At 48.4% G+C, this 12,819-nt stretch carries 13 protein-coding genes; 4 read left to right on the forward strand and 9 right to left on the reverse strand.

Going from position 1 to position 12,819, the window contains the following annotated elements; translation table 11 throughout:
* Positions 1–7: 7 nt before the first annotated feature.
* The 6 genes from Pan54_RS23830 to Pan54_RS23855 form a co-directional block, all read right to left on the reverse strand.
* On the reverse strand, positions 8–577 hold the full coding sequence (locus Pan54_RS23830) for a type VI secretion system tube protein Hcp (RefSeq protein ID WP_146505936.1): 570 nt from the start codon (positions 575–577) through the stop codon (positions 8–10).
* 63 nt (positions 578–640) lie between these two features.
* The gene (locus Pan54_RS23835; RefSeq protein WP_146505937.1) at positions 641–1,381 is read right to left on the reverse strand and encodes a type VI secretion system tube protein Hcp; all 741 of its coding nucleotides are present in this window, start codon (positions 1,379–1,381) and stop codon (positions 641–643) included.
* 70 nt (positions 1,382–1,451) lie between these two features.
* Positions 1,452–2,030, reverse strand: a complete 579-nt coding sequence (locus Pan54_RS23840; protein ID WP_165441948.1) for an Hcp family type VI secretion system effector — start codon at positions 2,028–2,030, stop codon at positions 1,452–1,454.
* Between the two features lie 54 nt (positions 2,031–2,084).
* A complete protein-coding gene (locus Pan54_RS23845) occupies positions 2,085–3,113 on the reverse strand; it encodes a type VI secretion system tube protein Hcp (RefSeq protein WP_146505939.1) in 1,029 nt (342 codons plus the stop codon).
* A gap of 48 nt (positions 3,114–3,161) precedes the next feature.
* The gene (locus tag Pan54_RS23850; RefSeq protein ID WP_146505940.1) at positions 3,162–3,740 is read right to left on the reverse strand and encodes a type VI secretion system tube protein Hcp; all 579 of its coding nucleotides are present in this window, start codon (positions 3,738–3,740) and stop codon (positions 3,162–3,164) included.
* 14 nt (positions 3,741–3,754) lie between these two features.
* Entirely contained in the window at positions 3,755–4,300 is a 546-nt protein-coding gene (locus tag Pan54_RS23855) for an Hcp family type VI secretion system effector (protein WP_146505941.1), read from the reverse strand.
* A gap of 335 nt (positions 4,301–4,635) precedes the next feature.
* Between Pan54_RS23855 and Pan54_RS23860 the strand changes: the two genes are divergently transcribed.
* From Pan54_RS23860 to Pan54_RS23870, 3 genes are all read left to right on the forward strand, one after another.
* A complete protein-coding gene (locus Pan54_RS23860) occupies positions 4,636–6,609 on the forward strand; it encodes a type VI secretion system Vgr family protein (RefSeq protein WP_146505942.1) in 1,974 nt (657 codons plus the stop codon).
* A 288-nt stretch (positions 6,610–6,897) separates the two neighbouring features.
* The gene (locus Pan54_RS23865) at positions 6,898–7,191 is read left to right on the forward strand and encodes a PAAR domain-containing protein (protein WP_146505943.1); all 294 of its coding nucleotides are present in this window, start codon (positions 6,898–6,900) and stop codon (positions 7,189–7,191) included.
* Between the two features lie 120 nt (positions 7,192–7,311).
* Entirely contained in the window at positions 7,312–7,722 is a 411-nt protein-coding gene (locus Pan54_RS23870) for a hypothetical protein (RefSeq protein ID WP_146505944.1), read from the forward strand.
* Positions 7,723–8,246: 524 nt separating this feature from the next.
* Here Pan54_RS23870 and Pan54_RS23875 read toward each other — a convergent pair.
* From Pan54_RS23875 to Pan54_RS23885, 3 genes are all read right to left on the reverse strand, one after another.
* Complete coding sequence (locus Pan54_RS23875; protein ID WP_146505945.1) at positions 8,247–8,813, reverse strand: hypothetical protein; 567 nt, start codon at positions 8,811–8,813, stop codon at positions 8,247–8,249.
* A 147-nt stretch (positions 8,814–8,960) separates the two neighbouring features.
* Complete coding sequence (locus Pan54_RS23880; RefSeq protein WP_146505946.1) at positions 8,961–10,064, reverse strand: hypothetical protein; 1,104 nt, start codon at positions 10,062–10,064, stop codon at positions 8,961–8,963.
* 46 nt (positions 10,065–10,110) lie between these two features.
* Positions 10,111–11,124 (reverse strand): hypothetical protein, encoded by a 1,014-nt coding sequence (locus Pan54_RS23885; protein ID WP_146505947.1) that lies wholly within the window; start codon positions 11,122–11,124, stop codon positions 10,111–10,113.
* Positions 11,125–11,488: 364 nt separating this feature from the next.
* Here Pan54_RS23885 and Pan54_RS23890 point away from each other — a divergent pair, with 364 nt between their 5' ends.
* Positions 11,489–12,730, forward strand: coding sequence for a hypothetical protein (locus Pan54_RS23890; protein WP_242631416.1), 1,242 nt, complete (start codon positions 11,489–11,491; stop codon positions 12,728–12,730).
* Positions 12,731–12,819 lie beyond the last annotated feature (89 nt).

Genomic DNA, 12,819 nt, shown 5'->3' on the forward strand with positions numbered 1-12,819 from the left:
ACGGTCCTTACCAGTCGAATTTCTCGCGGACATTTCCGTCATTAATGGTATCGTAAATAACACCAAAACCAGAATAAGTTAACGAGATTTCTTCCGATGTGTTCTGCGTGCCAGTGGTATCCTCACCAAAAGACATGAAGTTACGGATTCTGACATCTCTCAGGAAATAGGTCGTCTTGTGCTTGGCAGATCCCGTATCTGTCCCACGATTGTCTTTATCGGGGATGGCACGGTCCGGATGAGTCAATTCCAGAACTGCCGCACTAATTTTCGTATCATTCGCACAGTATTTGAAGAGTTTCGGAGAGGTTCGATCGTGAGGTTTAATCAGGGACATGCTGTAACTATTGGAGCCTGATCTGGCTGAAAGATCAAATCGAAAACTTTGGATCGAAATCCAACTTCGATAAGGTTTAACCAGTGAATCGCCTGGAATTTCAATATTGGTAACCTGAATCGTCCCAGAGGCCACATTATTCGTTAACGTTCGAGGTGTATACGCATCGAACCAGGTCCAGATATTCTGCCCTGTTGGAAACGTTGCCGTAGTTAATATTGCCAAATGTGCAATCGCCATATTCTGTTTCTCTCAAAATGACCAGATCAGCTTCTGAAATCGATGTGCGAAAGGGTTTAATGGTTAAGTCACAACATAACCCGGATCATTCCAAGCCTGTTCTGTACCCGTGTCCCAACCCTGCCAGGCAGATCCTGCGACTTTAATACTGATTTTCGTATAGAGAATGGAAAGGCTTTCAACGCGAACCGGCCCCATAAAAGTCGATTCATCGGCTCCCGATCCCGCCAAACTCATATTCGGAGACTGGCCATGGATTTGCAGGTTATAACGCCGTGTGTCCTTGAAGAATCGCGTTTCCGAGGTGGACAAACTGACGACCTGACAATTTTCGGCCACCACAATAATATTGCCGAGAGTTTCCGTCGAATCGAGAAAGGCGAGTCTGCGGATCTGGAATCCATTGCAGCAATGTTTAAATAAATTCGGCGTGACCTGATCGATATTCCGTTGCATAGTAATTAAACGATGATCGGCACGCCCGGACTGTTGCGGACCTCCACTACTGTTGACTCCACCATAGTCACGGACAACGCCATATTGGATTTCACGCACCTGCCCCCAGGAAGTTGTAGGGATCGTCTGTTGTGCCTTGCCTTCCGGAGTGTATTTCACGGATTTTTCGCTGAAGGTTCGTCCTGTGGCGTACCATCCCAATTTGGCGGCATCGAGAGTCACCGGTGTGGAGATTGGGACGCCCTCTGGAGTAAAGCCGGTCACCTCACTTCCAGTTCCCCCCATGACATTATCGCTATTACTTCCCATATGAAATTGAAAAGCGACCCAACCAACAATTGACGGCATATCAGTGTCCGATTTAAGTAATCAAGAGCAAAAGTAAGAGCATGTTTCTACAAATGTTTAGAGCGAAATTCTAAAGCAGACTCGATTTCCAGCTCAGTGCCGAAGGAACATCGGTCGGCGATTCTTTATCGAGTTCTCCATCCCAGCCAACGGGTTCGAGTTTGGATTTGGAAGCCGTGTCATTTTCTTCATCGGGATCAATCCAGTCAACTTTCCAACTGATTGAAGTGTAATGCAGGGAAAGAACTTCCATGGGCCAGGTCCCGGAAGACTCATAACTGAAGTTAGCAATGATTGCTTCAGTCATGGTAATCGTGAAAAAGGGAGCAATTTTACTGGAGTTCGTCAGACTGTTTCGATCCTGACTGCAAACATAAATTACAGCGTTATCAAAAATGACTCCATTACAAGATGCGGAAAAAAGTTTTGAGCTGGTCTTATCGAAACCTTTTTGCACGACAAATAGACCATGATCACATGGTCCGCGGCGATTTCGCATATCTTCACCAGAATTTGGTCGAAGCTGAGCAATCGGTGTTGTGACCTGATGAGAATAGCTGGCGATCGCAATCATCTTCTGGGCAGGTGAGGAGCCGATCGGTTCTTCTCCATCGATACCCGTCAATTTCATAAACATCATGCCAGCCATAATCATCTCCAGTGTCTGTGTCGTCAGCTGTTGAGTACGTGAGAAGTGAGTGAATTACTCGATCAGCTTGAGGGTTTTGGTCCGGTCTCCTGCGGTGTAATTCGAACTGAGAGGAGACAGACCCATCGACAATCCTAAACCCAACGCAGCCGTCGCTGCTGCAATGGCAGCCATTATGACATATGTTTTAATGTCTTCACCACCTGATTGATCCTGAGTATCCCAATCACGATTACTCATTCCTGTGGGCATGTTCCAGTCGGAAACTTGATCGTAGGAACACCACTTGATGGTTTTGTATTTAATTTTGACGGTTTCGACATCTCCATTAAGTTCCCAACCTTCAATCAAACATTCCCGGAGCCAGATGATCATAAAAGGAACTCGAATTCCCTGGACCCCGTTGCCGATTTTTCGCCGAAACGCAAACAGAGCGTGTTTAACCGGTTCCTGGGCAGAAGCGGCAAATGCTAGCTGTGGTGTTGCATTGTCGCAGTTTTTGGTGAATGTCAGGCTGTCGTGATCGGGTAATGAAATTTTTAGTTTGGAGTTTTGAAAGCGGGTAAAAGAGGTATTGCCAGCTACGCCTCCAGTAAAATTTGCTCCCCCTGCAGGTGCTTGAACAGGCGAATCCACCCAATCATCATCTCTCCATACGGACTCTTGTGAAAATTGCTGCCCTTGCACTTTGGGCTGTAAACGTCCCTGGGCTCCAAAACGATTTTTCCCTGCGTAGGAATTGAACTTACTTGTAGCCTGCCCCCTACGAACCCCGTGATGCCGTATAAAGTCATCTTCCACTTCATTTGCAGTTTGATCGACATAGGAAGCATTCAATGCATCACTGTAGGACCCAGCCGAAGAACCATAACTTTTCTCGACCATGTCGCCAGTAGCATTGATTGATCGAATCGTTCCCGAACTGAAGCCAATTGAATTCGCCAGACCGGTGACACGAATCCATTTCACGAATGGCATATCCAGGGCATCACCCAGAATGAGGTTTTTCACATCTTTTAAATTGAGTGTAGCCGGATTGAAATCTCCCGTTTTTTTCAATAGCAGATAGATCTGAGTATTCATTCTTCTGATCCTGACTTGAGAATAATCGCAAATAATCAAACAGCTGAATTAACCAACGGTGGGATGTTCTTCGCCATCCATCCCTTTGATTCGTTGAATAGGATCGCCCAGCGTGACCGGCCACTCCATGACCCAACTCCAGTTGCTGTGCAGCGTGCCGGTTTTGGAATTCCCCTGACGCTCCGAGCCGATCCCGGCATCGTTCCAGCGGACTCCCATTTCTCCGAAACGTAAGCCGATCTCTTCGGTCGGGACATCCCCTCCACCGGAGGGTGTGTAACTGCTGATATGCACAAACTGCATACGGTAGACCAGATAGGGTGTTGAAGGATCGGGGCCGAAGCATTGAATCTCGGCTGCTCCGATGAAACTTCCCTGACAGCAGTATTTGAACAACAACGGCGAACGGGAATCGACCGCTTTTGTGATTTTCACATCGGTTCGATCGATTTTTTCCACACTGCGAGGGCGACCGGGATCTTCGCTACCGACTTGATTGATCGAAAATCCAAAGTTCAGAACTTCGATTGCCCCCGGCCGATTGATGGCAGTCGTTCCGTACTTGCCATCGGTCGTCTCATCAAAAAGTTTCTCACTCAGGATGAGATACACATTACTCGTGGCCATGAATTCACTTCCCGCTATGCGTTCGAGTTTGTTCCCAGATTCCAGCTACCACTGATATTGATTGTGCCCGTACCACCTTTATAGAGCCACTTGATTTTTCGGTAGGAGAGGTCAATCTGTTCGAGTGGCCCCATCTGCAGAATTTCGGAATTCATGATTCCGCAGGGCACATTTGTCGGATCGCCCATTAAATGCACGCGTGTGATATGCACATTTTCCAGGGTCACTTCAAAGTAAACGGCTTTTTTCCAGGAGGAACTGGTCGTTCCCGAAGAGGCATTCGGCTGGCAGAGTGAGAGCACCGCTTTCTTATAAAGCGTTCCCTTACAGGCAGCTTCCAGTAGTTTGGGGGACGTTTTATCGAGCAGTTTGATGATTCGAAAAGGCGAATGTTCGGAACGGGATTTATTTTCCGTGCCTGCATCATTCTGAGAAAGCATGTTGGCCCGATTGATGATCTGTTCGAAAGAGACAATACTAATCTCTTTCTCGTGCAGCGTATCGGTACTTTCCCCATCCAGTGTGGGCTCTGTCAGTTTGAGATAGGAATCGAGTAGCACTGACGAGGGCTTTCCACTGAAGTGTTTTTATTAAATCTCAAGCTGATAGGATCAGCAGAACGAAATGCATCTTGAGAACAAGACAATTCCTCTTCACACGCAAGGCAGACCTTCCGATAAGAATAGAAGTCTGATTGGTAAAGTTCAAGGAATGAACCGGGAATGCTCGCAGATGGAATTCCTGAATTCGAGCTGACATAGTCCATCATCGGTTCTGAGATTCCCGAATGTGACAGAATTGGTATGCTATCTGAGAATCGAACACAAAAATCAGCAATTCTCCTACAGAAGATTGCTCCAGTTGAACTGGAAATATCCATACAGAAAGCTTTTGAATGGCGGACGAATTATCACAAGCCGATCGCGCCTTAACCATCAAAACCCCGCTGGGGGATGATAAGTTTGTCGCGATTTCGCTCACGGGAACTGAAGGTATTTCGCAGCCGTTTCAATTTTTGGTCGATATGGTCTCCGAAGATCAGGCCATTGAATTCGATAAAATTCTGGGCAAGTCGGCGACATTCAATGCCAAGCTCGATGACGATTATGAGCGAAATTTAAACGGCATCGTCTGGCGATTTACTCAGGGAGCGGTTTCAAATATCGAGGATTCGATTCTACGGAATTATCAGGCCGAGCTGGTGCCCTGGACTTACTTTCTGAAATTGAATTCGAACAGCCGAATCTTTCAGGAGAAAACGCCGCCAGAAATTGTCGAACAGGTTTTCAAAGATAATGGCTTAACTGACTACAAACTCTCGCTCAAAGGGACCTACGCAAAACAGGACTACTGCGTTCAATACAATGAAACCGATTACGATTTCGTTTCCCGCATGCTCGAACAATACGGCATCTACTATTACTTCAATCATGAAGCCTCCAAACATACGCTCGTTTTAGGCGATGCGGCCAGTGCCTATGTGGATCTTGATAAAAGTGATATCGAATTCAATGGAGATTTCTCAGATCCCATTATCGGAGAAATCAATTCCTGGTCGCGCCGTTATGAATGTATCACCGGGAAAGTGGAACTGCGTGATTACGATTACGTGAATCCCTCGACGGCTCTGATCGCCAAAGAGAAGACAATCGTCAAGCTGAAGTCGACCGCTTCCATGGAGCAGTATGAATACGCAGGCGGTTTTCTGAAAACGGCTGATGGCAAAGCCCTGGCCACCGTTCGTATGGAAGCTCAGGAAGCGATGCACGATATCGCTTCGGGCTCTGGATATCATCCGGGCTTTCAGGCGGGTGGAAAATTCAAATTGAAAACTCATCCCGTCAAAGCTGAAGTCAATGCCAAGTATGTTTTAACATCCGTCGCACATCGTGCTCAAGAACCGATCGTGTTTGCATCGGGTCCCATCATCGGCACCAGCGAAAAAGACATGCCGGTCTACTGGAATAAATTCGAATGTGTTCCGAGCAAAGTCGCCTTCCGTCCCGCACGCATCACTCCCAAACCTCATGTGGCTGGCCCCCAGTCCGCAGTTGTTGTGGGACCGAAAGCGCAGGAGATTTTCACCAACAAATTCGGTGAAGTGAAAGTCCAGTTCCATTGGGACCGCGAAGGCAAAATGGACGACAAAAGTTCCTGCTGGATTCGCGTGGCTCAAAGCTGGGCCGGTGGGAAATATGGGGCTCAGTTCATGCCTCGTGTCGGGAATGAAGTGATTGTCGAATATCTCGATGGAGACATCGACCGGCCGATTATCACAGGCAGTGTTTATAACGGTGATAACAGTACGATCTATGCCTTGCCCGATGAGCAAAATAAATCAGGATTCAAAACGCTCTCGACCGATAAAGCGAAAGCCAAGAACTTTAACGAACTCCGCTTCGACGACACGATTGGCAAAGAGGAAGTCTATTTCCATGCCGAGCGGGACTTCAATCGCGTCGTTGAAAATGACGACACTCTCAAAGTCGGCTTCGATACGAAAGACAAGGGCGATCAGACGGTCGACATCTACAATAATCGCACCGTCACCATCGATAAAGGGGATGACACACTCACCCTGAAAACCGGCTCTCGAACCGTTGAAATCAAAACCGATGACGCACTCACCGTCAAAACCGGTAACCATACCATCGATATCAAAGCGGGCGAAAGCTCCATCACAGCCGCCAAGGCAATCACTCTGAAAGTCGGAGGTAGCATGATCAAAATCGACATGCAGGGAGTGACCATTAAAGGCCCGCAAATTTTAATTCAGGGAGATGCTAAAGCAGACCTGAAATCTCCGATGTCCACCGTTTCCGGCGATGGCATGCTGACCCTCAAAGGGGGCATGGTGAAGATCAATTGAGTGGTTGGTTGAGGGTTGATACAGGTTAAAGATTAGTGCTTAGAGGTTAGAGTATTTTGATCTGGGTGGATGGGGTCGTAGCGAAGCGAAGCCCGCAGATGATTGATCGTACTGGGAACTCACTTCGTTCGCCCCCAGCCACCGATGTGACCGATATTTTAGATCTCAGCATTGTAGGTCAGATATTGACTGACGAAATGTGCGAGCCACCTCGTTTGTCGTCAGGCAGTGACTGACCTACACATCATTATGAACAAGTTTAAGCGATTGACTTCAAGGATATAGGACATGCCTCCAGCTGCAAGAATTACTGATATGCACACCTGTCCGATGACGACTGGGCCGGTGCCTCATGTGGGCGGGCCGATCGTTGGTCCGGGAGCTGCCACAGTCTTGATAGGTATGCTGCCAGCTTCGATTCTAGGAGATATGGCAACCTGTGTCGGGCCTCCCGATTCGCTCGTCAAAGGCTCGGCGACGGTCATGATTATGAACAAGCCAGCCGTTCGATTGGGGGATACTACCGCTCATGGGGGAGTGATCGTCGGGCCGGGATGTCCGACGGTGATGATAGGCGGCTGAATCATGTAAGCCTGTTCTTAGCACGGAAATGTTTTTCGCCCAAACTTCCTGCAGCCACTTTTTTCTTCCTCATTCCGCTCTACAATTCCCTGTCACAATTGAAAAATAGTCAGGTAAATCATGTGGAATAAACTGCCCAACGGAGGCATTGAGCGGGAGATCAAGCGATACCTAAAAAAGAAAGGCTATCGAGACGGCAGCTACGAATTGAAGGAAACCGAACTGATAGCCATTGCTCGACCGGGCTGGGAGCAGATCTTTCAGTTTCTTCTTGTCACCAAAGAGGAAGATGGTCAGCACAAGTTTGCGAAAGGGATTGCATACGACGATCATCGCAAAGGGAGCCGAATCTGTATCACCGCCAGCGAACGCGAATTTCAAACCTTACTGGCCGAGTGGGGCGAAGGGATGATTCATCGCCGCATCTCCCGTCATGAATTCAACCCTTTTGGATTACTCCGATTCCTCGTCATCAGCCTGTCAATTCTCTTTCTCGCCGCTCTGATCTGGAATCAGTTCTCAGGGAATTGATAACGGGTGGGTGGCTGGAGTCGAAGCGCAGCTAAGCCCCCCAGAATTATCCAAGATCTGAGACTTCTTTGTGTTACCCCTCAGACTTGGTTTTAGTATTGAAATAGAACGGGTGCAGTGTAAGCCATTTTAGTAGCTGGGCGTCAAACAAGATTACAATCCGCGAAGTTCTGAAATACTTATTGTGGCTGCACCTAATAAGAAAGCAGCAGTAATCAGAATAGATGCCAACAATCCACTGTAAGACCGAATAAATTCCCGCCAATTCGTAACTGAACTGCCTGACCTGGAGTCTAGGTAGGGCAGAATGTCATGTAAAAACATAAAAATGATCCCCAGTGCAAGGCAAATAAGTGCAGAATAGAAGAGCACAATTTCCTCCTTGGATGCATCACCTAATAGATATTCGAAAATATCAGAGGGTGAGTTCCCAGTGTTATCGACGTTCTGGGGGCTTCGCTGCGCGACGACTCCGCCACACAGCCGTTTTGGGATTGAGTCTCCATGTTAGCGAGTCAGTGGAATTACCATTCTGTGATGGACCAGCATGGAGCAATCCGGGTTGTCAGGTAATGTGATGATTTTGGATCTGTCTTATCATAAATTAACCCGCATTCGTCAATCATCACGATACCAGTGATAAACCCAATGGTTCCTTGACCTGTGCTAAAATCGTAATTGCTATCTTTAACATAATCGATCCAATAGAGGCCGACTCGCCGTGGAAATCCTTCAAGTTTCTCTCCTCTTTCCACCTGAGCGATGAGATTATCGAAATTGGATTTGCTGAGAGAGAATCGTATACTGGCCGGCCAATGCGTTTGAGCACTGGTTAGCATGATTATTATCGCAGCTGGAAGAATAAGCCAATGTAGTAAAGATTTTGGAGTAATGGCTTTTAATTGGTTCTGTGAAGATTTTTCAAAATGGAAGCCATAAGCAACGACAAGACCCAAAGTTGAGAGTAAACCAATGCCAGCGACAACTAAATTCACTTCGGGCAATCGACTATGCTGTTCAAGCATTAAGCAGGTGATCGTAACAGCAATTGCATGTTCGATTAGGGATGGTCGACTAGTCGATTCTGACATCGTTTTTCACTCATTCCTTTCGCGATCCCCTCACGGCAACATTCAATCCTCAAAGATATACGATAAATAATGGTCACTCAGCTTGAATAGCCTGCATCAAAACCTGATATGCTCGTCTGCAATACAGGCAGGATGCCTGCTCTACGGTTAATTGCCGTGGACTTTTCGATTGAAGATGTCGGGATTGAAGGGATCGTAAGCCTGTTCTTCACGCACTTTTTTCAGTGGGCTCTCTGGCGTGATCGTATGCGATTCGTAGCTGGCAGGCATGATGCCGGTCGGGGGGATGAGGTCTTCGGGAGTGACTGGTTCTTTGTTCTGATTAACGAGTGAGGTTGTGCCTGGAGCCTTGGAATAGCCGACTGCAATCGTCCATTGTTCCAAAACTTTGCGTTGATATTTAGCGCGGGATCCGGTGAAGACGCTCAGTCCATTTTGGCCGTGACTTCCATCGAGTGCCGTCAGCAAGCGGCTCTGTTCAGGCGTTTTGGAATTGATAAAAGGCAGGACCGCATCGAGGTTTTGGTCGGTGATGTGTCGGGTGTTGCCACGGATGTTCCACTTTTGCGTCAGGCGAAAATCGTTGCGGGCTTCGGTTCCATGACAGGAAGTGTTGCTGCAATTGTTCATCATCATTGGTTCGATAGTGGTGACAAACTGTTTGGCTAGTTCGGCATCGAGTCCACCAATGGGCTGGGCAGTGCTGAACTCTTTGTTGATCATTAACTGATCCATCATCTTCTTAGATTCTGCACTGGAGAAGTCGATATCTCTCGGTTTCTGGGCATCGAAACGTGCCAGCATTTTTTTTGCGGCGACATGATGAGGTTGCAGCAATAAGGCCGATTCAATTTCTTGCTCGGCTTCGGCAAACAGCTGATTCACAAGGCACCAGCGTGCCAGAGCGGTGTGTTGATCGGCAGTTGGTTTAGTCATGGATTCACGCTGTTTACGGTAAGCTTCTTTCAGACTTCTGGCATGACAAATCACATTTGAGAATGGCATTGTGATTCGTCCCGTGGAACCATTCAGAAGATAGCCCCGTTCGAGAATCGAGATTTGTCCCGTGAGAACGCGTCCATCATTCAGAACAAGCAGTCCGTTTTGCATGAACCGTTCTTCGGGAGGCTGAGCAGATGTCTGTGGTTGCATGGTACTGGTGATCAGTAGAATCCCCAGGGCAAGCAGGCCCGAAAAGGTGGCTACTAACTTGAGATTGATTTTCCCAAAACGACCAAGCTGGGGGCTCATTGCGTTCGGCCTTTGCCCCGAGAAATTCCATCTCAACGAATTCTGCTTATTTGATGACTGCATCGGATGCCTTTCCGTACTTTTCGAGCCGCGAGAGATATTCATGTGTAATATCATTCGGGACTTGTTCATCGGGTGGGCGATAGTTGAACATCGAAGGGTCGAGATTTGGCAGCTGAGTAACTTCTGTAAGTTCCATGGCCAACTGAGCGTAATAGCCGTTGCGTTCCGGATGTTTTTTCAGGCAAAGATATCGCATCGGGAACAGATCACTTTCTCGAATAAACAGTCGCACAAGATCTGGACGCGACTGATGAAAGATATTGACGGCAAATTCATTTCCCATCGAATTCTCCGCACTTTCCGGTTTCCATTCCCCTTCAAGTACAATACAGGGCTCCTGATTAATACTGACCTGCTTGACAGCTCGAAAGTCCATCCGGGCTTCCAGCGAGGAGAGTAGTCCTGCCAGTCCACTCTGCATTTCTCTAGCAATCCGCGATTCGGTTTCATCCGCTCCATTGATCTTTGCGAAATCGGAGAGCCGCTGGAGATCGATACGTTCAATCTGCAGCCGCTGCGGCGGTTTGTCGGAATCGGTTTTGGCCGTTCGATCGGCTTCCGAAGTAATTTCACGAACAGACCAGATCACCTGTCCATTGGAAACCTGCAGAATTCTCCCCGAGGCTTTTTCGATTTCCATCTCGACCAGCAGCCGACTTTTCGATTGCGGAGCCTGCCAGTATTTTCCCGTGGCCCGAAAACTTTGTGTCGGCGTTTGTATTATTTGCAAAACTTCGGCCCTGATCGGTCCCATATTATGCAGCAGCAAAAGTCGGGATTGCTTGATCAGCGAGTTCCCCTCGCGGATATTTTCAGCCAGCTGAGCGGGATCGAGCTCTTCCTCCGAGGATTTTCCGCTGAGGACGGATTTCATTTTCCCCAGTAATTCCTGCGGATTTTTCACCGATTGCTTTAGGTCGCCACCCTGCGAGAGCCACACAAACAGCCCGATTGCGGCTATTCCCGCAATGCTAGCCGTCAATGTTAATCTGCGCAATATTTTCATGTTCGCCCGAAAATAACGAATTTGCCAAAGAATCCGGCCTCAAACATCCGAATAAGAAGTTACAGGACGTTGTCTGTGCGAAAGTGAATTGCGTAACCGCGCTTCAAATCACGAATTCAGACAACGGCTGGGAGTTTAGATCAGTTTTGAAATCGAAGTCGATGGCAATCTTGTCAGATTTGTATCGAATTCCTCAGACGTTAGAGGAATTGCAAGATTGCCCGGAACCCTCGGAACCTATTGATTTGTCGGTTCTGGCCACCTCTCGGTTTTCAACAGGATTGTTGTAACCGACCGGATCGGAAATCGGACGTCAGTTGTTCTCCTCCGGCCAATAACGAAAAAAGGACGAAAGATGAAGTACTATTTCCTGGCCTTAGGCACACTGGTCGTCGTGTGTGTCGGCTGTGCCGTGGACGGCCAACAGGTGATCGACAAAGGCGAATATCACGCTCCACCTGCGGCGATGATGCAACGACCTGGACCTATGGTGGACTTGCCCTACCCGGCAATTATGCAACCTTTGGCTCCACAGCCCGCTGAGTTCATTCCACGAACCTCGCAGGTCCGCTTCGTCGGCCCTGCAGGCATGATGCTCGGCTGGCAGATTCCAGTCGGCTTTGCCGAAAACCAGATGATGGCTCCTGGCCGTTACAACTTTAAGCAGGGTGCCACTTATCGCCTCAAAGCGACAAATGTCCCCGGACGCGAAGGTTTGGTTCTGTATCCAACACTGCAGGTGTATCCTGCACACCCAACAACGGATGCATACCTGACTCACAACAGTATTCCACTGCAGATTACCGACGAAGACCTCGATCAGATCGAAACCAACAACTTCGTCACCAAGGTCATCTACCTGCCAGAAGCCAAGTTCCAGGAACTGGCGATTGCCGGAGTCGAAACTCTGGTTTCAACACGACTTGATCCCGGTGTCGATCCTGTCAGCGAGGCTGATCGTCGCGGAACAATCATGGCTGTAATGCGAATTGGTAATATGGATCTGGAAATGCCAGGTCAGCAGGAAGAAATGATTCAGGCTGTTTCTCACGAATACAAATTCAACGGAGACAATGGCAAGTTCATCGATCCGATGCCAATTGGACCAGCTGGACCAGCTTCAGGTATGCCAAACGGTTTCGTCATGGGCGGACCGGGCGGTCCTGGAATGCCTCCTCAAAATATGATCGCCGGTGTTGGCGGTGCAGAGGCTTGGGGCATGCCCCGCTCAGGAACACCGATCGGATTGCAGGGACCACCACACCTGCCTTACGGTGGACCAGCGTCTCTGAAATCGCACACGATCTACAACAACACTCGTTACGATGTTGGTCAACCAGTTGATCACTTCGTGACCCGTGTTAAGCACGATCCAGGTATTCGAATGCCGCATCCTGTGAAGGATGTCGAGTATACCGAGAAGCATCCTGTTCACGGACCAAACGACTTGTCGGTTCCTGCCTGGTATGGCGGCGGACCAGCAGGCCCAGGTGGCTACGGCCCTCCACAGGGTTATCCACAGGGCGGACCTCAGGGGGCCTATTGTCCTCCAGGTTATCCCCAGGGACCACCACAGGGATATCCGCAGGGTCGATAATGTAAAAAGCTCCATTTCGCCATCCGGATTATCCGGGTGGCGAAATTCTCTTTGAGGATCTCGCAGTATTTCCTAAGCTACAAGCCCCT

It is taken from the genome of Rubinisphaera italica (assembly GCF_007859715.1).
GTDB classification, from domain to species: Bacteria; Planctomycetota; Planctomycetia; order Planctomycetales; family Planctomycetaceae; genus Rubinisphaera; species Rubinisphaera italica.

What these genes read in the sequence shown, in the direction of transcription:
- Pan54_RS23830 (WP_146505936.1), bottom strand. Translation starts at nt 577, where the DNA reads ATGGCGATTGCACATTTGGCAATATTAACTACGGCAACGTTTCCAACA.
- Pan54_RS23835 (WP_146505937.1), bottom strand. Translation starts at nt 1,381, where the DNA reads ATGCCGTCAATTGTTGGTTGGGTCGCTTTTCAATTTCATATGGGAAGT.
- Pan54_RS23840 (WP_165441948.1), bottom strand. Translation starts at nt 2,030, where the DNA reads ATGGCTGGCATGATGTTTATGAAATTGACGGGTATCGATGGAGAAGAA.
- Pan54_RS23845 (WP_146505939.1), bottom strand. Translation starts at nt 3,113, where the DNA reads ATGAATACTCAGATCTATCTGCTATTGAAAAAAACGGGAGATTTCAAT.
- Pan54_RS23850 (WP_146505940.1), bottom strand. Translation starts at nt 3,740, where the DNA reads ATGGCCACGAGTAATGTGTATCTCATCCTGAGTGAGAAACTTTTTGAT.
- Pan54_RS23860 (WP_146505942.1), top strand. Translation starts at nt 4,636, where the DNA reads ATGGCGGACGAATTATCACAAGCCGATCGCGCCTTAACCATCAAAACC.
- Pan54_RS23865 (WP_146505943.1), top strand. Translation starts at nt 6,898, where the DNA reads ATGCCTCCAGCTGCAAGAATTACTGATATGCACACCTGTCCGATGACG.
- Pan54_RS23870 (WP_146505944.1), top strand. Translation starts at nt 7,312, where the DNA reads ATGTGGAATAAACTGCCCAACGGAGGCATTGAGCGGGAGATCAAGCGA.
- Pan54_RS23875 (WP_146505945.1), bottom strand. Translation starts at nt 8,813, where the DNA reads ATGTCAGAATCGACTAGTCGACCATCCCTAATCGAACATGCAATTGCT.
- Pan54_RS23880 (WP_146505946.1), bottom strand. Translation starts at nt 10,064, where the DNA reads ATGAGCCCCCAGCTTGGTCGTTTTGGGAAAATCAATCTCAAGTTAGTA.
- Pan54_RS23890 (WP_242631416.1), top strand. Translation starts at nt 11,489, where the DNA reads ATGAAGTACTATTTCCTGGCCTTAGGCACACTGGTCGTCGTGTGTGTC.